Origin of the sequence: Ensifer aridi (assembly GCF_002078505.1) — a bacterium.
Taxonomy (GTDB): domain Bacteria; phylum Pseudomonadota; class Alphaproteobacteria; order Rhizobiales; family Rhizobiaceae; genus Sinorhizobium; species Sinorhizobium aridi.
In genome coordinates this window covers 131,959-151,832 of the sequence record NZ_LUAV01000032.1, presented here as the reverse complement: position 1 = coordinate 151,832, position 19,874 = coordinate 131,959, and the positions used below count along the sequence as shown (strand labels likewise).

17 protein-coding genes are annotated in these 19,874 nt (G+C 62.1%); 5 read left to right on the top strand and 12 right to left on the bottom strand.

The features are described from left to right. The first annotated feature begins 262 nt into the window (after positions 1-262). Together AYK65_RS23140 and AYK65_RS23135 are read left to right on the top strand one after the other, a co-directional pair. Complete coding sequence (locus tag AYK65_RS23140) at positions 263-1,057, top strand: DUF899 domain-containing protein (protein ID WP_081161122.1); 795 nt, start codon at positions 263-265, stop codon at positions 1,055-1,057. Positions 1,058-1,105: 48 nt separating this feature from the next. Then, a complete protein-coding gene (locus AYK65_RS23135) occupies positions 1,106-1,693 on the top strand; it encodes a GNAT family N-acetyltransferase (RefSeq protein WP_081161121.1) in 588 nt (195 codons plus the stop codon). On the opposite strand, the gene AYK65_RS23130 is transcribed toward AYK65_RS23135, so the two are convergent. Continuing rightward, a complete protein-coding gene (locus tag AYK65_RS23130) occupies positions 1,644-2,420 on the bottom strand; it encodes a sulfite exporter TauE/SafE family protein (RefSeq protein WP_026615767.1) in 777 nt (258 codons plus the stop codon). The two genes, AYK65_RS23135 and AYK65_RS23130, sit on opposite strands and share 50 nt — an antisense overlap. 383 nt (positions 2,421-2,803) lie before the next feature. On the opposite strand from AYK65_RS23130, the gene AYK65_RS23125 reads away from it, so the two are divergent. Continuing rightward, entirely contained in the window at positions 2,804-3,205 is a 402-nt protein-coding gene (locus AYK65_RS23125) for a cupin domain-containing protein (RefSeq protein WP_026615768.1), read from the top strand. 27 nt (positions 3,206-3,232) lie between these two features. Here AYK65_RS23125 and AYK65_RS23120 read toward each other — a convergent pair whose 3' ends face one another. From AYK65_RS23120 to rhtA, 3 genes are read right to left on the bottom strand one after another with little or no spacing between them, the layout of a single operon-like run. Next, positions 3,233-4,285: a siderophore-interacting protein gene (locus tag AYK65_RS23120; RefSeq protein ID WP_172402062.1), complete on the bottom strand. Its 1,053-nt coding sequence runs from the start codon at positions 4,283-4,285 to the stop codon at positions 3,233-3,235. Continuing rightward, positions 4,282-5,373, bottom strand: coding sequence for a GNAT family N-acetyltransferase (locus AYK65_RS23115; protein WP_081161119.1), 1,092 nt, complete (start codon positions 5,371-5,373; stop codon positions 4,282-4,284). Before AYK65_RS23115 ends, AYK65_RS23120 begins: the two co-directional genes overlap by 4 nt. Further along, the gene (rhtA, locus tag AYK65_RS23110) at positions 5,373-7,613 is read right to left on the bottom strand and encodes a TonB-dependent siderophore receptor RhtA (protein WP_081161118.1); all 2,241 of its coding nucleotides are present in this window, start codon (positions 7,611-7,613) and stop codon (positions 5,373-5,375) included. Before rhtA ends, AYK65_RS23115 begins: the two co-directional genes overlap by 1 nt. A 162-nt stretch (positions 7,614-7,775) precedes the next feature. On the opposite strand from rhtA, the gene rhrA reads away from it, so the two are divergent. Continuing rightward, on the top strand, positions 7,776-8,723 hold the full coding sequence (gene rhrA, locus AYK65_RS23105) for a rhizobactin biosynthesis transcriptional regulator RhrA (RefSeq protein ID WP_081161117.1): 948 nt from the start codon (positions 7,776-7,778) through the stop codon (positions 8,721-8,723). 64 nt (positions 8,724-8,787) lie between these two features. On the opposite strand, the gene AYK65_RS23100 is transcribed toward rhrA, so the two are convergent. Genes AYK65_RS23100 through AYK65_RS23070 form a run of 7 tightly spaced genes read right to left on the bottom strand, consistent with a single transcriptional unit; the run spans position 8,788 to position 18,440 of the window. Next, positions 8,788-10,593: an IucA/IucC family protein gene (locus AYK65_RS23100; protein WP_052728286.1), complete on the bottom strand. Its 1,806-nt coding sequence runs from the start codon at positions 10,591-10,593 to the stop codon at positions 8,788-8,790. Beyond that, a complete protein-coding gene (gene rhbE / locus AYK65_RS23095; protein ID WP_081161114.1) occupies positions 10,577-11,941 on the bottom strand; it encodes a rhizobactin siderophore biosynthesis protein RhbE in 1,365 nt (454 codons plus the stop codon). Before rhbE ends, AYK65_RS23100 begins: the two co-directional genes overlap by 17 nt. A gap of 2 nt (positions 11,942-11,943) precedes the next feature. Next, the gene (gene rhbD, locus AYK65_RS23090) at positions 11,944-12,534 is read right to left on the bottom strand and encodes a rhizobactin siderophore biosynthesis protein RhbD (RefSeq protein WP_081161111.1); all 591 of its coding nucleotides are present in this window, start codon (positions 12,532-12,534) and stop codon (positions 11,944-11,946) included. Next, a complete protein-coding gene (rhbC, locus tag AYK65_RS23085) occupies positions 12,527-14,284 on the bottom strand; it encodes a rhizobactin siderophore biosynthesis protein RhbC (RefSeq protein WP_081161109.1) in 1,758 nt (585 codons plus the stop codon). Before rhbC ends, rhbD begins: the two co-directional genes overlap by 8 nt. Beyond that, the gene (gene rhbB / locus AYK65_RS23080) at positions 14,271-15,758 is read right to left on the bottom strand and encodes an L-2,4-diaminobutyrate decarboxylase (RefSeq protein WP_081161106.1); all 1,488 of its coding nucleotides are present in this window, start codon (positions 15,756-15,758) and stop codon (positions 14,271-14,273) included. Before rhbB ends, rhbC begins: the two co-directional genes overlap by 14 nt. After that, positions 15,755-17,128, bottom strand: coding sequence for a diaminobutyrate--2-oxoglutarate transaminase (gene rhbA / locus AYK65_RS23075; RefSeq protein ID WP_081161102.1), 1,374 nt, complete (start codon positions 17,126-17,128; stop codon positions 15,755-15,757). Before rhbA ends, rhbB begins: the two co-directional genes overlap by 4 nt. Before the next feature lie 28 nt (positions 17,129-17,156). Beyond that, positions 17,157-18,440 carry a RhtX/FptX family siderophore transporter gene (locus AYK65_RS23070; protein WP_081161365.1) on the bottom strand — a complete coding sequence of 428 codons (1,284 nt, stop codon included), beginning with the start codon at positions 18,438-18,440 and terminating at the stop codon, positions 17,157-17,159. A 264-nt stretch (positions 18,441-18,704) separates the two neighbouring features. Here AYK65_RS23070 and AYK65_RS32060 point away from each other — a divergent pair, with 264 nt between their 5' ends. Next, a complete protein-coding gene (locus tag AYK65_RS32060; protein WP_139015747.1) occupies positions 18,705-18,851 on the top strand; it encodes a hypothetical protein in 147 nt (48 codons plus the stop codon). Between the two features lie 121 nt (positions 18,852-18,972). Here AYK65_RS32060 and AYK65_RS23065 read toward each other — a convergent pair whose 3' ends face one another. Then, positions 18,973-19,869, bottom strand: coding sequence for a hypothetical protein (locus AYK65_RS23065; protein WP_081161099.1), 897 nt, complete (start codon positions 19,867-19,869; stop codon positions 18,973-18,975). Positions 19,870-19,874 lie beyond the last annotated feature (5 nt).

The following is a 19,874-nucleotide window of genomic DNA, read 5'->3' as shown; positions in this document are numbered from 1 at the left end:
GGGGCCGCGGAGCGCCTCTTTCAGACAGCGCGCGGAATGGCAGAAGGGGGCAGCCCGCGTCGGCCAGTGTGATTCATCAGACGGCGTTTCCCGCAGCCCCGGGGCGACACCGCTTCACGAAGAAATGCACCGTGTATCGGCGACTTCCGCGTAATACCGCCACACTTGTTACTCCCACCGATCCCATTCCGGTGCGAAACTAGCTCACGAGCAAAATGAGCAATGAGCGGCGAAAATTCGCCCAAACGAGGAGGTTTGAGCCATGCCTACATCAGCCGAAAGCGGACGGAAGGGCGGACAGCTTGCCATGCATACACCACCTATCGTATCGCCACAGGAGTGGGAGGCCGCCCGAAACGAGCTGCTCGTGAAGGAAAAGGCCCTGACCCGCGCCCGTGACGCGTTGGCCGCCGAGCGCCGGCGAATGCCGTGGATGGCCGTGGAGAAGGCCTATGCATTCGAGGGGCCTCAGGGCAAAGTGAGCCTCATCGACCTGTTCGAAGGTCGGCGTCAGCTGATCGTCTACCGCGCCTTCTTCGAGCCGGGCGTGTTCGGCTGGCCCGACCACGCCTGCCGGGGCTGCTCCATGGTGGCCGACCAGGTCGCCCATGTCGCGCATCTGAACGCCCGCGACACCACCCTCGTCTTCGTCTCGCGTGCACCTCAGGCGGACATCGCGCGGCTGAAGGCGCGGATGGGCTGGGACATGCCGTGGTTCACCCTGACGGACAGCTTCGACGCCGACTTTGGCGTGGACGAGTGGCACGGCACCAACGTGTTCTACCGCGACGGCGACCGCGTGTTCCGGACCTATTTCATCAACAACCGCGGCGACGAGCAGATGGGGAGCACCTGGAACTATCTGGACATCACGCCGCTCGGCCGGCAGGAGGTCTGGGAGGACTCTCCCGAGGGCTACCCTCAGACCCCTACCTACAAGTGGTGGAACTGGCACGACAGCTACGTCGCAGACGCACCGCCCGACGAAAAGTGGGTCGAGGTGTCGGACGCCGGAGAGGCGGCGTTCCGGAATCAGGACCCGAGCACGAAACCATGAGGCACCCCTCTTCGGCAAATCCAACGGGCGGCGAGAGTCGGTTCTAAGATGTTCGAAATCCGACCAGCGCGAGAGGAAGATCGCTCAGCCATTTTGCAGCTTTGGCATCGCGGTTGGCATGATGCCCATGCGTATCTCGTGCCGGCGGAGATTTTGCCATTCCGAACGCCCGAATATTTCGCACTGTGGTTGAATCAAGCAGCAGAGCATTTTTATGTCGCAGTGCACGGTGCGGTGCTTGGGTTCGTATCCACCAAAGGCGAAGAGGTCGTGAAGCTTTACGTGGACACCGAAGCGCGCGGAACGGGCGTTGCCGGAGGGCTGCTCGCTCATGCCGAGCAGCTTCTGTCCGGAGAGGGAGTAACGGAGGCAAAGCTGCATTGTACCGCCGGGAATATCCGTGCCCAAAGGTTCTATGAACGAGAAGGATGGACATTGTCCCGCACATTCGAGGATGCGCTTTGGTTGCCCATCGGAATCCCCGGCAGGTTTACGGTTGAAACCCATTGCTACCACAAGTTCTTGACGCCGCCGCGAAACGAAATCGGGAACGCGGTGGCGTCGTTTGAGGCGAGCCGAAGGCCGCTCACAGCGCTCCGGTCTGTTCGAGGGTCTGGTAGCCGGCCAAAAGCGTGATCAGGGATCCGACGAGCCGCAGGAGCATTTTCTCCCGTAGGGTCTTGACCATCCAGCCAGCCAGCGGCGCTGCTATCACGCCCCCAATGATCAGCCCGCCAACGGAGGTCAGATAATCGCGGAATTCGCCGGCTTCCACCCAGTGACCGGTCACGATCGTGGCGAGGAAGCTCAGCGACACTGAAAGGGCAATCAGGAACTCGCTCGCATTGACGGTGCCGATTACCAAACGCGGCTGGCCGCCCGCGCCGAGCAGACCGGTGGTTGCGACGGGCCCCCAGCCGCCTCCGCCTGCCGCATCCAGGAATCCGGCGGTTGCGCCGAGCGGCGCTACTATCCTTAGTTTCACCGGATTGGTGGGAATACGATAGAACGACCGATATAAGAGCCAGCTCCCGATGACGGCGAGATAGGCTGTCACGAATGGCTTGACCTGGTCTCCGTCAAACGAGGTGACGACGAAGGCGCCGAGCATGCTCCCGCAGACACCGAAGGGGATCAGCCGCCGGAACAGTTTCCAATCGATGTTGCGATGATAAAGATGAGCCGACCCGGAAGCGGCCGTGGTGAACAGTTCCGCAGCATGAGCGGATGCCGATGCTTGCGCCGGTGGCACGCCGAAGGCGAGGAGCACCGTCGAAGAGATCACGCCGTAGGCCATCCCAAGAGCACCGTCGACCGCCTGGGCCAGAAACCCGACTGCCGCGAACAGTAGAAATTCTTCCATGAGAGGCTCCGCCTATGAGTCGTTTGGCCTAGCGCATAACGAAGCCTCACATGTGCAATGGCACACGGAGGCTTTTTCGCTCGACCAAGTTGCGGTCGTGATGCTCTTGGCACGCAAGAAAACGGAGCATGCGTCGGGCTTGTTCCGCGAGTGCGGCTCGATAGGAGCGTGCTCTCTCCAGAATGCACGTTAATCGTATGATCTATCCCGGTGGTCTTGGGCTTCATTGAACGCTAGCCGCTCCAAGTGCGCGGCCGCTGCATCCGCGAATACATCGGCTTACAAAAGCCCGGCCCAGCCGACACATCGCCAATACATGCCTGCGCTGAAATGACCGCGGCTTCGAGACAAAAGCTCGACCAAAGTCATGAAAGGATGACCCTATGAAAAACACTCGGATCATGGCCGCAGCGTTGCTGATCGTCGGCAGCGGATTGACGCTGGCCGCAGCGCAGGCTCAGCAACCTGGACTCCGGCGCACCGATTTGTTGCAGCACGATCTCAGCGTGCCTGCGCGCGAGGTTGACCAGGTGCGCGTCGACTTCGACCCGGGCGCCGTCTCCATCAAGCACTCCCATCCGGGCGAAGAGGTCGCCTATGTCCTCGAAGGCTCGCTGGAGTATCAGCTCGAAGGGAGATCGCCGGTCACGCTTCATGCCGGCGAGACGCTGTTCATTCCGGCCGGAGTGGCCCATGTGGCAAAGAATGTCGGCAGCGGCAGCGCATCGGAGCTCGCGACGTATATCGTCGAAAAAGGAGTGCCGCTCGTCGTTCCGGTCGAGTGAACCTTTCTCGCGTCGGTCCTGATCGGCTCACACCGCATGCCAATAGGCCGCGACTGATTGCTCGTCTTTCGCAAGCCCTCGATCGCGAAGGATCGCACGAACTTTTTTCGCCGCCTTTGCTTCGCAGGCTACCCACGCAAATCGCTTCCGCGAAGCATCCGGAATGTTTGCGGTGGCGATCGCCTGCACGAGGTCACCCCGACAGTCGCCACCGCTCGCGTTCCGGTACAGCCATTTGACCTCGACTGCCGCCGGGCTCGCGAAGGGCATAACGTCCGCCGAAGTCGCAACCTCGATGATCACCGTTGCAGCCGTGGTTTCGTCGAACGATTCCAGAATGCGGGAAATCGCCGGCAGAGCAGTCTCGTCTCCGGCAAGAAGATACCACTGAGCCTCGGCGAGGCCGCCGCCGCTCGGCCCTGCTGCCCCGATCACGTCACCGTGCTTCGCGTCCCTTGCCCAACAGCAACCGGGGCCTTCCGCATCGTGCATGAGGAAATCGATGGCGATTGTGTTGCTTGCCCGATCGGCGAAACGGACTGTGTAAGCGCGCCAGATCGGCCTGATATCGGATCGTGGCGCCCCCTGCCGGCTCTGCTGCCACGCATGTTGTTCGGCGATCTCCCGGAGATTGAAGAGGATCCGCAAATGCATGTCGTCCGAAGTGTCGAAGCGGCTCGCATCCGCCACCCGAAACCTGACGCGCCTCAGCCGTGGCGTGATATCTGTAACGCTGTCGACCGTGAGGACGGAGAAGCTGGGCGGCAGATGGCGTTGAAGACCGCTCTCGGTCCACTCGACCCGAATTGTTCGAGCGTCAGGCCCATCCGTGACAGCGTCCTCGAGCCACACCTTGACGAAATAGAGGGCCTCGAGGTCGGCGGCGGAAACATCCACTTCAATGCCGCTTTCCGTCAGACTCAATGTTCCCGACACTGCCGCGAGATCGACGAACAAGCTGCCGCCCGAGAGGCTGGTATCGACATCGTGCTCGATCAAGTGTTCGTGCAGGTGCTCGAAGAGGTGCTCAGGCTTCTCCGCTATGATTTTCGCCTGCAGACCGTAAGGGAACCCCCTCATGATTCCCTCCCGTCTTGAGCGGCGGTCGGGTGCCATAGCCGGTTCGAAAAGAAGTGCTGTCTGGAGATCGACATGATTGCCGCCCGTTTCGCCGGGAGGTTGACGCTTCTTATGTGAGCGAATCCCGAGCGCTGCAAATTACGGAGCTGGCGGTGATGGGCCGCGCTCGGTTCCTGTACGATCCGCTCGGTTCGCGGGTCGTCGAGGAACATCAGATGCAGAAGAGAAGGCAGCCAAGCCGTGAACCACGGCTTCCCGCGAAAGGACTCCTCTCCGACGATGACGTGACAGCCGCGATCGTAGTCGCCGGCACTGCAGAAAGGGCCGATCACATCTTCCTTTGCCCAGTAGATCTCGAAATACGAGAAGGGCCGTTCGTCGAAGCGGCCGATGAGAGGAATGATATGGGGATCGGCGAACATGCGCTCCAGATACTGTCGGTGGTCGGTTTCGCTTCCTGCCTCGTTCCAGAATTCGTCCACCCTCGGATCGTTCATCCAGCGATGAACGTCGGGCAGGTCGGCGAGGGTTGCGACGTGGAACGACAGCGTGCCGGAGAGCCATGGTATGAACCTGGCATAGACGCATCCGACCGGCTTCGACGGCCGCAGAGGATGCTCGGCCTTTCCGTCGAAAACGTCGCGCCGTGGGAAGGCGAGTGACGGCGAGCCTGTCCAGGTCTCAGGCATCTGCCAGAACATCTCGGCAAACACAGACCGCGGCGCAACGGCGCTCTCGACCACAAGGCCGCGCTCATGCAATCCCGGCAGCAGGGGCTGCCAGCCTTCCCCCTCAAGTGAGACCGAGACCATTTCCGTTTTCGTCGCGAACAGATATTCGAAAACGGCCCAGGCAAGCCGCAAGCCATCGGCGGCGCCCAGGTCCTCAACGGTCAACGCCCCGTCCCTGAGCTCGAAGATCGCGCGGTCGTTGCTGGCCGCCGAGACCGACATGGTGGACCCCGCCTCCGACACCTCCACCGGGCCGCACGCCTGGAGCTGAAGGGATCGGAACCCGCCGCCGCAAATGTGAGCCTCGCGGCTCTCGCCCGGCGGCGAATTGCGCTCTCCTTGATGGGCCTGGTCCATCAGAAGACTTTCGTCAGCGAGACTGCGAATGTACGTCCGCGGCCCTTGTAGTCGAATATGGATTCGTCGGCCAAAGCGCCATAAAGGGCCTTGGCGCGCGAGCCCCAGACCGTGGTGTAGTCGGTGTCGAAGACGTTATGGATGCCGAAATTCAAAGTGGTATCCGTGTTCTCGAAAGTGTAGCCGCCGGTCAAATCGAAGAGCGTGTAGTCATCGATCGTGAAGCCATCGGCATCGGTGAGCTCGAAGACGTGCTGGCCGGCGAATTTCAGGCTGAGGGCGTCGTTGGTCCAGCCGACATAGCCGCCAAGCTTCGAGACGCTCGCGCTGCCGACGGAGTCCTGTTCCCAGCCGTCGTCGCCTTTGACCTCCGTTCTCACCCAATGGCCCAGCATTCCCACGTCGAAGCCGTGGTCGAGCTTTACGCCCGCCTTTCCTTCAATGCCGTAGACGCGTCTCTCTTGATCGACGACCTCAACCGCGAGCGTCGAGCGATTGAGATTAATGGAGCGGTCGGAGAACGAGTAGTAAGCCGCGGTTTCGAGATTGTAGGTGCCGTCGTCAAGACGATAGCCGATTTCGAACGAGTTGGTCTTGATCGCTTCCAGCGCTGAATCGCCGACATTCACACTGTCGACGAGCGTGTAGCGTCCGCCCGATAGCGAATAGACGCCAATCCCGTAGTACCTGGCGGGATCCGGCAGTTCGAAGCCCTGGCTGAAGTTGGCGTAAACCTGCTGCGAATTGGTCAACTCGTAGGTCGCGCCGGCGCTGAACAGGGCGGCATCATACTCGACTTCGCCGCCCGGTATGGCATCGGCGGATGTCGCTCGTCCCTGAAGAATCGCGATCTGCTGCGCCGCACCGATGAAATCGGACACCTCGGTCTTGACAAATTGGTAGCGCACGCCGCCGTTCAGCGTCAGCCTGTCGGTCGCCTCGTAGCTGGCCTCCGCAAACCCGGCAACGGTCGTAACATCGATATCCGGATAGAGGCCGGTGATGCCGATCGTGTTGAAATCCAGACCCCCGCTGCTTGCGGCCGTCCTAAGGTCGAAGATGTTCTGACGCGACTTGAACGAATCCCGATCGGCATCGATGCCATAGGTGATCTTCAACTGGTCGGTGGGTTCAGCGATCAGGGCGGCCCTGATGCTGTAGTAGTCGGTGTCTTGCGAACTACCGAAGAAATAAAGGCCGGTATCGCTCGTAACATTAGGGAAGGGATGGAAACGGATTTTCTCGTTTCTGTAAGCGCCTTGCAGCAACAGTTGTTGCCCGAAAACGTCGTCGTCGGTGTAGGTGAGGTTGAACATCGAACGGCGGGTTTGCGGGTTGAAATCGGACTCGTATCCCTCACGCGTTTCGAACAAGCTCGGATTGCCGAGCAGCGCTCCAAGGCCAGGCCCGTAATAAAGCCCGTAGTCCGACTCCTGTTTGCTGTCGAAATATTGCCCGGAGAATTCGAGCCGGCGGCCTTCGTCGATCTGGTAACCGATCGACCCCATCACGTCGATGCGCTCGTTGAACGCCGTGGAGGTCTGCGTGATGTCGGGGATCAGGATCGTGCCGCTGCCGTCGTAAAAGGCGCCGGTTTTGTTGCCTGCGATCGAGAAGCGGGCATCCCAATTGTCGCTGTTGTAGGTGACGGCGCCGGCCGCATTGCGGTCGAAATCCTGGCTGCCGGCAAAGCCGCTGCCCATGCCGCCGGTCACTTCCGCATGAAGCCCCTGCTCCGCGTCCTTACCCTTCTTCGTGATGATGTTGATGATGCCGCCGGTGGCGTTTCCGCCGTAGATCGCGGTCGCCCCGGACAGCACCTCTACCCGTTCGATATTGAAGGGATCGATCGCGTCGAACTGGCGGCTCAGCGAGCGTGCCGAATTCATCGAGACGCCGTCGATGAGGATCAGCGGTGGCCGGCCGCGCAGATTCTGCCCGAAGGAAGTGCGCGCCCCCTCGCTCGCGGGATCGAAGCTTGGGACCTTGTCGCCGAGGATCTGCTGCAGCGTCTTGCCGGAGCGGGCCTCCGCCTGGATCTCATCCGAATCGACGACATAGATGGTGCGAGCGATTTCCGATATCTGCTGGGGCGATCGGCCGCCCGTTACGACGATCTCTTCCAGGTTTGTCGCAGCCTCGGCCTGATCGGTTCCCTCCTGAGCAAGCGCACTCGTGCCAACCGCCAATGCCACGGCGAAGACGCAAAGGCCAACGCCGCCATTCTCATTCATACCCATAACGCCCCCTGCGTACAGAAAATTGCCGCCGCAGACAGCGGGCAATCCGTAAATACAAGACTATTTAAGTCATGTTTTATGGGTTAAGGGTGTTCGCCGCTTGGATAATGGCGAACCTCATTTGGACGGATGCGAACGTCAACAGGAAAGGCTGGCCACGACATGGAGATAATCCGACCGCTGAAATTCGGCACGCTTTCTCTGCCGGATCACGAAAGCAGACTCGTTTGCAGGAGCATTCTCCTGGACATGCTCGGAGAGGCGACGATCGCCACGGACGAGGGCGATCTGGCCGGTTTGACCGGATTGTTCTGGCGATATGTGTCTCTTTCGCTGGCGACGGTCTACTTTCCAAAGACGCCGCTTCGTCTGGCGGCAAATGGCGTAAGTGATGCCGGCATCGTGATCATGCGCGCGATGGACGGTCCGCTTGTCGTGCATCATCGCCGCAAGGTGGTGAAGACGCCTCGCGGAGACGTGATCTTTCTTCCCGCCGACGCGTCGTTCGAAATCACCCTGCCGGAAGGCGGTCGTTTCGATTGCGCGCACCTTCCCGCCTATGCAGTTGCCGCGGTGCGCAGTGCTTTGAAGCCGGTGATGATGCAACCGCTCGCAGCGGATTGCCTGCCGCTGCAACTCCTGACGAATTATGCCGGCTATCTTCTGAGACAGGAATACCAGAGCGAGGAGCATGCGGGCATGATGGTCGCTCATTTCTACGATCTTCTGCCGGTGCTTGCCGAGCATGTCGGGAATATGGGGCCGCGAGACGCGCCGCAGAACCGCATGGCCTCGATAAAGAGGTTGATCGAGCAGAATCTCGCGAACGGCTCTTTCTCGATCACCGACGTGGCGCAGGCCGAGGGCATCACACCCAGGGCAATCCAGAAGTTCTTCAGTCGGGAGGGAGCAACTTTCTCTCGCTATCTGCTCGGCCGGCGGCTTGCGCTTGCGAAGGACCTCATCCTGGCGGAAGGCAACTCCACCTCGATCAGCCAGATCGCCTACAATGTCGGCTTCAACGATCTTTCGTACTTCAACCGCACTTTCAGAAGCCGCTATGGCGTGCGCCCCTCCGACCTGCGCCGGCTCGCCGCCATGGCAGCCTGACAATTCCAATGCGAAGGGCCGCCCATCGGGGCAGCCCTTCCTGTTCTTCAGAGCTTGAGCGCAGCTAGGCCGCGTTGCTGCGCTTCTCGAAGGCGACCAACGGATTGTCCACCATACCCTGGAAGTCCGGGACCGGGCGTTCGTCGTCATCGGCATAGCCATGCGTGAACAAGCGAACCCGGTTCAGGCAAAGGCGCGGATATTCGTCGCCGAAGAGATCGAAGATCGCGAAACGCGATTCCATCTCCGGGAAGCGCCTTTGATACTTAAGCACCGTGTCGCGCACCAAGGCCCAAAAGGCGGCTTCGGAGAGGCCGGAGCGCTGGTCGAGCAGGACCGACATGTAGCGGAAGACGCAAATGAAAAGTGTCGTTTGGATGAAGTGGATCAGGAAGTCGGCGGGCAGGCACAGGAGGACGGCCCGAACCTTCTCCGGCACGGTGGCGGTTTCGGGAAATTCCTGATCGCAGACGACGACGTCGTCGATGAAGTCGCGTAGCGCCAGACGTTCCGGGCGGCCATTCTTCAGAATGAGCGTCGCATTCTGGCCGTGCGCCGAGAAAGCAAGGCCGTGCTTCGCAAGCAGATGAAAAACCGGCGGGATGACGACATCGAAGAAGCGCGCCATCCAATCCGATACGGTAATGCCTGTTTTCTCGGCCAGTGCCTGGATGACCGGCTTGCCGTCCGTGCCGGCATGCAGGAGAGCAGCAAGCGGCATGCCGGTCTCGCCGGGCTTCAGATGTGCGGCCAGGCTGTCGCGCCACAGGCAGCCGAGCATCTCGTTGAACTGATAGGGCGCGCCCTCGATCTGCGAGAACTGCGGGTGGACATAGTGCATGCCCGCGCGTTCGCCGAGCAGGACGAGGCCGCACTCCTCCGACAGGAAACGATCCCTGACCAGCAACTCATCGAGCCACGTCGTCAGCGGCGCCGCCGTCAGCGCGCGCTTTCCGGGTATGCCTCGGTAGACTGCCGTATTCAGGATGGTCATGCACAGTTTCAACGTCGATTTCTCCGGATGAGAGATGTTCGACAAAGTCCGCACGGATTGCTGCGGCAGATAGAGATCGTCTCCCTTGCCGAGCAGCACTATATGCCCGGAGGCGATGTCGGCGGCGAAATGCGGCACGATCATGTGATCCCACTGCCAGGGATGGACCGGCATCATGTAGTGCGTTTCGGTGGAGCCCCCATGCGCGGAGAGCTCGGCGCAGAACGCATCGTAGCGCGACACGCCGACAGCCTCGCGGACAAGCCCCTCGTTCGTGAGCGTAGGTTCCGCGACGAAAGAGGCGCGATCCTTGTCGACAGCGAGCCAAAGCACCTCCGTCGGCGTCTGGTTTTCCGGCGTAAAGGCAAGATAGTCGGAATAGCCGAGACCGATGCGGCCTTTGCTGACGGTGACCCAGGGATGGCCCGTGGTCTCGCCTTCCATGCGAACATCGTCGAGTTCAGCAAGCTCCGCACCGGTCTTCGACGCCCGGGCGGCGATATGCGCATCGGCGACGAGCGTATTGCCGAGCTCTTTGATGAAATGCGCGACCGTCATCGGCTTGACGCCGATCTTCTGCAGCACCTCCGCGCAGAAGGCAAGCGGGTCATGGATGAGGACGTCGCTGCCGCTCTCCCTCCTGACGATGCTCGCAGGATCGACCGAGAGGTTGTCGAAGACATAGCGCTTGGCTCTGAAGCGATACTGAACCTCGCCGATATCGAAGCGGTAGTGTCCCGGTTTTTCCTCTTCGACGCCGAAGACGCGCTCGTAGGCGAACTCCTCAATGACCTTGGCCAGAAGACGTCCGGAGACCTGTTGCCAGAGTTCCTTGGAAAAGGCACCGGGAAGAAGGGGATCATGACGCATGGGCATAGAAATCTCCTGAAATCGAGGACGGGCCGGTCTGGTGGAAAGGCAGGCCGAAGTTCTGGAAGGACGCCGGCGCGCTCACGCGGTAGTGCTCGCGGCCGAGAAGCCGGTTGACGATGACGGCGTTGCGGAAGGCGCCGAGGCCGAGATCGGGCGCGCCGACGCCGTGATGGAAGGTTTCGGCGTTCTGCACGAAGACATTGCCGGTGCCGCCATCGCTGCGACGCGCGCGGAAGTCCTCGCCGACGATCAGGTCGCCCCGATCGCAGGTTTCGAGAACGGCGCCCTTGAGCCTGTCCAGCCATTCCGGCCAGGCGTGCCGGTAGCCGGTCGCGGCAACGATCGCGTCCGTCTCGACGGTCGCCTTCTCGTCGAGATGGTTGTGGGCGATGCGGATGCGCAATGCTCCTGCCGATCCTGCGCTCTCCAGCGCCTCGACTTCGCAATTGGAAAAGAGCGAGAGGCCGGGATCTCGTCCCCCGACCGAGCGCTCGTACATGAGATCGAAGATCTCCCCGATGGTCGAAAAGCTGATGCCCTTGTAGAGCAGGCCCTGGTTCGCGACGATCTCGCGGCGCCTGCCCGGTGCGATCTGATGGAAATGGCGCATGTAGTCAGGCGTGAAATATTCGAGTCCGAGCTTGGAGTATTCCATCGGGAAGAAGCCTGCCGAGCGGGTAATCCATTGGATCGAGGCGCCGGCCGCGACCATATCGGGCGTGAGGTCGTTATAAAGCGCAAGAACGCACTCGGCGGCGCTTTGCCCGGAGCCGATGACGGTGACGCGGCGACATTTCGCAAGCTCGATCCGCCGCTTGCCGAAATGGCTGGAATGGAACAACGGGGCTGTCGTCTTGATCCGGGCCCATTGCGGCAGGAAAGGAGCCGTGCCGACGCCGATCGCGATGTTGCGGCTTCGATAGCGCTGCTTGCCGCCCGAGGCGGTGCGGCTTTCGACGACGAAGCTATCGGACGCCGCATCGTGCGTGACGTCGATGACGTCCTCGCCGAAGCGGCAGGAGGCAAGCTCATGCGAAGCCCAACGGCAGTAGTGATCGTATTCCTGCCGCGGAATCATGAAGTTCTCGTAGAAATAGAACTTGTAGAGACGATCGTGCACGGCAAGATAATTGAGAAAGCTCAAGCGGTGCGTCGGGTCCGCCATGGTGACGAGGTCGGCCATGAAGGGGACCTGCAGCGTCGTGCCGGGAAGGATGAGCCCCTCGTGCCAGCGAAACGCGGGCTTGCGCTCGAGGAAGACGCTCGAGAGGTTTTCGTGGGAGGAAAGAAGAGCAGCAAGGCCGAGATTGAACGGCCCGATGCCGATTCCCGCCAGATCGAAATCCGTCATGATTATAATCCGAATTGTTGGATGAAGCGTTCCCGGTGGCAAAACATCAGTTTGGCCCGCTTGTCGGGAAGATCGATTTCGCCCTGCTCCTCGAAGGCGCAGACCGGCGCATAGCGCAGCAAACGCCGGGCCGCGACGCTCGGTTCGCCGACGACTTTGCGGGTCTCGGGATCGTCGAGAAAGAGAAAGCGGGTGAAGGCGCGGATGACCGCGGGCGCGATGCCGCGGCCGAAGAAGGCGGGTTCGCCGACCAGCATGTGCCAGCCCCGGTCCTTCTCCTCGGCCGGATAATACCGGCCGAGAATATCGTCCTTCGCCCAATAGGCCTCCCAATAGCTCATCGGGGTCCCGTCGATAAAGCCGATATAAGGGTCCTGATGCGGATCGGCGAGATTGGCGTCGATGTAGGCGGCGATGTCTGCGATCGGCTTCGCCATCTTCCACTGGGGCACGACATGCGCCTGATTCATCCACCGCCACAGGAGCTCCAGATCGCGCTCCTTCTCCAGCAGCCGGAAGCTGATCGTCCGCCCGATGTCGGGATCGTAGCGCGAATAGGCGAAGGCCGTGTCCGGCTTGGTGATCTCAAGCATCGGCCAGAGCCTTTTCGGTCTCAAGCAAGGGGTTGGCGATTTCGAGATAGACCGATTGCGTTTCGAGCGGGCCGACAAGCTCGTCCATTCTGGCAACGCGCGTCTTGAGGTTCGCCTTGCATTGCAGGGTCGGCGCCAGCATCTTTCGCACGAGGCGGGAATTCGCGCCCTCCAGCGCCTCCAACCGCAGCAATTCGCTGCGCAGCATGGAAAGCAGCACCGTCTCGTCGACAAGTCCCTCCCGCCCGAGCGCTCCGATCATGCCGAGGACCGAGTTGATGAAGGCGTAATAGAGCAGGCGCTCATCCACCGCCTCCTCGCCGAAGACGGACTCGCTCGGCTCGCCGAGACCAGGCAGCGCCTCGACAAGCGCCTTGTGCGCGCGCTCATGGTGGAAGAAGCCCTGATTGTCGCGATAGAACACGCCGATCGGATAACCGTCCTCGATCTCGACCACGATGTTCTGCTGGTGAGCCTCCATGGCGATGCCGTGGCGCAGATAGAGCCCGAAGACCGGCCGCACGAAGACGGCCAAAAACCGCTCGAACCAGGCTCGCGCAACGGCATCGAGAGGACGGCCCTCCAGCCGCGCCCGATTGCGGATCAAGGCCCCGAGCCGGCTGCCGCGGCCCGGCAGGTGCTCGCATAGGGCAGCGAGCAGCGACACGTTGCGATCGGCATCCACGCCGGTGAAGGGATTCTCCCGCATCGATACGGAGAGGCCGTCGATCACGGTGCCGTCGAGCTTGACGCCCATATAGGCCGGATCAGGCACGAGTGTCAGTCCCGGATAGCTGCGCGAGAAATCCTGCCAGAGCCGATGGCGGCGGAAGCGGTACATGTCGTCGCCGCGAAGCAGCTCGCGGGCGAGATTGACACGGACGGAATTGGTGATGCCGACACCCAGCGAAAGCTTCAGCATGAAGGGCGCGTCCGGACGGTAGAGGGTGCGCACGGAGGATGTCGGGAACCACGGCTTGCCGGCTTCGCCGCAGTCGATCAGGCGGCCGTCCGCCGCAAGCGCCGCCACCGCGGGATCCTTCAGCATCTCATCCGCCTGCCAGGGATGCACCGGCAGCAAGGCGAAATCTCGCGCGGGCAAACGCGCTCTGATGCCATCGAGGTCGTGCCCCATTGCCGTCTTGAGCCACTCTTCGGCCGAAGGCGAGCCCTCGGAATGGCCGGTATGGAAAAGGCGGCGTTCGACGGCGAACCAGCGCAACGGAAATGCGGCTGCGAACTCCGGCGAATAGCGACGTGATTCCGACTCCGTCATTCCTTCCCGGCTCTTCGGGCAGGGGTGAATACCGTGGCCGGCAATTAGCCCCTGTTCCGCCGCGATGAAGGAGACCTCCTCCTCGGCGAGACCGGCGAGATCGGCCTGGCGCGCCGCAAGCGCCGCTTCGATGAAGAGCCGGCTCGAATGCGTGCGGTTCAGCAGGTCGGCCCGTCCGTCCCTTGCCGCGGCGGAAGGTTCGAGCCGTTCTATCACGGTCGTTATCGCTTCTGCCGCGCCGATCGTCGCCGAACCGTTTTCGTCCGTCAGCCTCACCGGCTCACCGAACAGGTGATGGCCCGTCGGCGAACGATAAAGGACGGGCAGATCGAGGCTGCCGCCGCCGTCCGGGAACGTCACCGTGAAGTGCGACCGTCCCGATTCGTCCGACCAACGAACGCAATCGGCATATTCGCGCGCCACGCAATTGAGAAGAGAGCGCAAGGTAAGCGTTGCAGCATCATGTGCGTGCATGGTGAGCCTCCAGTTCACGGGCCGTTTCACCGATCGCATCGAGGACACGGTGGACGACGTCGGGGGTTGAACGCGGATTGAGCAGCGTGAGCTTGAAGTGAACGCGACCGTCGAGAACGGTTGTTGCAAGCGCCGCAATGCCGGCATGGAAAAGTGCGGCTCGGGTCTTCAGCGTGATCGCATCGGAGAGTTCCGGTCCGCCCGCCGAGACGTAACGGAAAAGCACGGTCGATAGTGACGGCCGCCGGGCGAGACGCAGATAGTCGCGCGCCTCCACCGCCTCAGCCGCGGCACGGGTGTTTTCCAGTGTCTGGCAGATCAATGCGTCGAGGCCGTCGCGACCGATCGCGCGCATGGTCATCAGGACTTTCAGTGCATCGGCTCTGCGCGTGGTCTGCACCGAGCGCTCGACGAGATTGGGCGCATCGGCGAAGACGGCATCCTCCGGATTGAGGTAGTCGGCCTTGCTCGCAAGCGGGGCGAAATGCGCCCGATCGCGAATGAGAAGCGCACCGCAACTGATCGGCTGAAACAGCATCTTGTGAAAATCGAGGGCGATCGAGTGGGCGCGCTCCAGTCCTTGAAGACGGTCGCGGTGGCGGGAAAAGAGAAGCCCGCCGCCATAAGCGGCGTCCACATGCATCCAGAGATCTCGAGCGGCAGCAACGTCGGCGATTTCGACCAGCGGATCGATGGCGCCGAGGTCCGTCGTTCCCGCCGTCGCAACCACGGCAATCGGCACGCGGCCTTCGCCGACGACCCGCTGCAGTCCGGCTTCCAGCGCCGGCATCGACATCCGGCCCGCTTCGTCCGATGCGATGGAAATCACTGCATCATCCGCAAAGCCCAGCACGGCGGCACTCTTGCGGATGCTGAAATGCGAGTGTTCCGATGTGAGAATAACGCCGGACTTCCGTGCGTCGGCGCCGTAGCGCTCGGCGGCCAGATACAACGCCGTCATGTTCGACTGGCTACCGCCGCTCGTGAAATTGCCGCTTGCCGAGGCGGGCAGCCCCGCAAGTTCCGTAAGCAATGTGAGCACCCGCTCTTCGACGAGCGTGGCGAACGGCGATTGATCCCATGAATCGAGCGACTGGTTGGTGGCCGAGATCAGCACTTCGGCGGCCAATGCGGGCACGGCAACGGGGCAATGAAGATGCGCCATTGCCGCCGGATGACCGACCGTCAGCGCATGCTCAAGCGCGGGGCGCCCTATATCGGCGAGCGCAGCGGCGATCCCTGTTCCGACCTTCGGAAGCGGATCGAGATCGTCAAGAAGCGCGCGCAGTCCCGCAACGCCCGTTCCGGAGTAAAGGCTGCTTGCGGCCGCCGTTCCGTGGGCGACCATGTCGACGGCCTGCAGCATCGCGTCTTTGAAGGCACGACGCGATGGCGCGTCGGTGCCGAGTATCTGATCGGCGTGATCCGCCTCAGCGGCCGGCGCGAGCTTTAATGCGGCGACATTCATGTTCATGCGGCCTTGCGTCCGAGGCGCTCGAACGCGGAGGCAAGGACGCCCGAGACCTGATCGATCTCCTCGTCCGAGATGATGAGCGGCGGTAGAAGGCGCAGCACGCTGCCGTAGCGGCCGCCGGTTTCCAGAATGACCCCGGCGCGGAACATCTCGTTCTGGATCATCCGGGCGATCTCCGGCCCATGCGGCGGATGGCCGAGCGCATCCGGCCGCCCGGCCGGATCGACGACTTCGACGCCGAGCATTAACCCTTCGCCGCGTACTTCGCCGATATAGGGCGTCTGAGCCGCGATGCGTTCGAGATTGGCGCGCAGCCTCCGCCCGGCAATCGCGGCGCGCTCGACAAGCCCATCCCGCTCGATGATCTCCAGCGTCTTGGAGCCGGCCGCCATGGCCAACTGGTTGCCGCGGAAGGTGCCCGCATGGGCGCCCGGCTTCCAGAGGTCGAGACCCTCGCGGTAGATCACGACGGCCAGCGGCAGGCCGCCGCCGATCGCCTTCGACAGGACGACGATATCAGGGATAATGCCGGCCTTCTGAAAGGCGTAGAAGCTGCCCGTGCGGCCGATGCCGCTCTGGACTTCGTCAAGGATCAGGGGAATGCCGAGATCGCGGGTCACGCCGCGAACCGCGCGCAGCCATTCCGCCGGAGCCGGAATGACGCCGCCTTCGCCCTGCACCGCCTCGAGAATGACGGCGGCCGGGAGATTGATGCCGCCCTCGGGATCACGCAGCGCCCGCTCGAAATATTCGGCGGCAAGGCTCGCGGTTTCCTCCCCACCGCGGCCGAACGGGCACCGATAGGCATAGGGGTAGGGAAAGAAATGCGCACCCGGCACGAGTGGGCCGACCTGTGCCTTCGGTCCGAGCGAGCCCATGAGGGAAAGCGAGCCCTGCGACATGCCGTGATAGGCGCCCCGGAACGAGATTATATCGGTGCGGCCGGTCGCGGTCTTTGCAAGCTTGATGGCGGCCTCGACGGCATCAGTGCCGCTCGGGGAGCAGAACTGGATCCTGGCCTCCTCGCGCAGCCCGGAGGGAAGCGTGTCGAAGATATCCGCGATAAACTGGTCTTTTACCGGCGTCGTCAGATCCAAAGTGTGGAGCGGCAGTCCGGAGCTGAGCACCTCCTGCAGCGTCTCGATCACCTCCGGGTGATTATGGCCGAGCGCCAGCGTTCCGGCGCCCGCGAGGCAATCGAGATAGGTTCTGCCGTCGACATCGGTGACCGTGCAGCCGAAGGCCGATTTCAGCGCAACGGGAAAGCGCCGCGGATAGCTGCGGGCGTTCGACTCTCGTCTCGCCTGCCGATCGAGATAGAAGCCATTGGTGGCGCGTGCGGAAGCATCCATGAGATCAACTCCGTTCATGATTTTCCGATGAGATCTGGCGGCGGGCTCAGGCGCCCGACAGAGCGGGCGTCGGCCGCGCCTTGATCCTTTCCAGCATCCAAGCGGAGACTCCGATGCCGAGCACCGAAATGACCGTCGCCGAGGAAAAGAGCGTTGCGTAGCCGAACTGGTCGGCAAGGTAGCCTGCGATCGAAGTGCCGATCAGGTACACGACGAGTTCGGCGCAGCTCAGGATCGTGAAGTCCGTGCCCGGCTGATCGTCCGAGGAGGACGCCATGAAGAAGGAATAGATCGCGACCAGTTCCATGTAGCGGATCAGGGTCTGGGCGGCGGAGGCCGACATGGCAACCGCGACTCCGGGCCAGATGCCGAATGCATTGAGGGCGAAGGCGAGGAAGCAGAGGCTGCGAAGCCCGCCAAGTAGAATGAGCGTCGCAGTCAATCCCGCCTTGCGGATAATCAGCGCGGCGATGACTGCGCCGAGAAGTCCCGCTGTCGCGGCCGCAGCTCCGGACAGATAGCCGATCCAGGCGGTCGGCACCTTGCTGTCGACGAGATAGGCGCCTTCCATGCCGCGCACGAGACCTTCGCTCGCCCGGTATGTGAGGGCGAAGGCAAGGATCATCCAAGCGTTCGGCCGCCGGAAGAAGCCGATAAGGCTTGCGCGCTTGCGGCTTGCTTGCTTTGGCGGGGTCCCATCCGGGCTCTGCTCAACCCTGTCCTGCATCCAGATTGCCGCCACGAGCGGCAGCAGGGACAGGCCCGCGACCAGCAGGATCGTCGGCTGCCAGCCGATCTTATGAAAGAGGACCAGCGTCAGTGTGCCGCCGACGATGACGCCGAGAGCGACCGACCCCGCCTGCACCGCATTGCCGACCGGCCGCGTCCTTCCGGTCAGGTGCCGCACCGCATAGCCGTCGGTCGCGATGTCCTGCACCGAGGAAAGAAGCGTAATGCAGATGCCGATCGCGAAGAGTGCGCCGGCCTGGTCAGGTTCGAACAGGGCCATCGAGGCGATGCCGGCACTGACGAGGAGCTGCGTCGGCACCACCCAGCCGCGCCGGTGGCCGAGATTTGGCCAAAGCGCCCACCGATCGACCAGTGGCGCTATCGCGAACTTCAGCACCAGCGGCAGCATGAGCAGCGAGAACAGGCCGATCGCGGTGCGCGATGCGCCGCTCTCGCGCATCAGTGGCGGCAGCGCGACGAGCAGGAGATAAGTCGGGATCCCCTGGGCGAGATAGAGCCCGCCCAATACCGCGTAAAGCCTCCCGGCACCTTGCAAGGTCGTTCGTTCCCCGATCGCTGGAGCAGTTTGCATAATGGTCATTGCAGATACGTCCCTTGCGCGCACGGCGCCGAGCATTGGAGCTGGCTCCCGTCCGGCGAATTCCAACCGCCGTTAAAACAGGAGTATTTTTCTCATCTTTAAAGCTGCGGGCCGCGAAAGGCTTGGATGGGAACGAACCTGATTAAGACAATTGCGAACGGGCGTTGCTAGTCAGGAACGAGCCGGTGCTGAAAAAACAGCGGAACTTTACCGTCGATGCCCGGTTGCACTCTGTCGAGCACCCGATTTTTGGAGGAATGCGACATGGCTACAAACATTAAAGACGGAAAGACCGCCAAGAGCTCGAAGGGCACTCATGGCGGAAATCGCGCAGGCGATCAGGGGAAAAAGGACGACGTCAAGAAAAGCAGCCAGGCGGCCGGCAAGGATCCGCATCGGGGCAGCAAATAACACGCGTCTACTGCATGTTTCTTTAAATCGTATCCGATATAAGGATAAAAACATGCCGCACTTCAAAATGTTACAGCGACCTTAGCGCGTCTGATAAGACGCGCGGCGCTGTAAACGGCGTTTACGAGGATGGGCGAAGCCTACGCGTTTGCCGCCGACGTTCGAGTGAACGGGCGCTCCGACGGGCAATTCTGAGCTCGGCGAGGGTCGGCTGCCACCAGCCGCGGAAATGCTCGCTGAGGGCTGCCTCCCGACGGGCAGGCCAGGTGGCGATAAGCTCCGCCAGCGTCGGCGAGCGCCAAGTCCCCCAGACATAGTCGCGGTCGGCCCGGGACGTGTGAGGATAATATTCGATCATCGAGGACGGCTCGACGAGCTCTCCGGATATGTCGGTGAAGACGACAATGCCGTACTGATTCGTTGCGACAGGCCGATCAAGTGGCGGTAACTCCTCCGCAGGTAAGGGGTAGCGGCGACGCCGGCGCTCGGTTGCGCGCAGCCGGGCGGCCTTTTGCTCCTCGGAATTCTTCTTCGCTTGGCGACGCCGCTTCCTTTCCTCGGGTTCACTCCGTCGTGCAGCCTCCTCGATCTTGTGCCAACGGCGCCGAAGCTCCTCGTAGGACCGGAACGGCACCCGCCAGACGCGCAAATCGTCGTCCCAGTGAGCCCACGGAACTGCGCGCAGTTGATCAAGCACAGTTTTCGAATAAGGCGTTCGCACGCGCAGATCGTCGCCGACCTCGAGATAGGGACTCGTAATCGGATCAAACGCATAGGCATCGCGCCCCTTGAGGTCGCCATACACATCGTGAGACTCGGCTTCGCGCGCCAGCCAGCGGTTTACTCGTCGCGCAGCGGTCTTGCCCGGGACGAACCAGCTCCTTCGCTCGTCGTCCCACCTCGCGCGCGGAAAGGCCTCGCGAAAGCGCTCGACCGTCATTCGGTCATAGGGAAATGCCGCGAAGACGCCCGGCCTTTCCTCGTCTTCGCGCGCGGGTTTCTGAGTGAAGTCCTCCACGACGT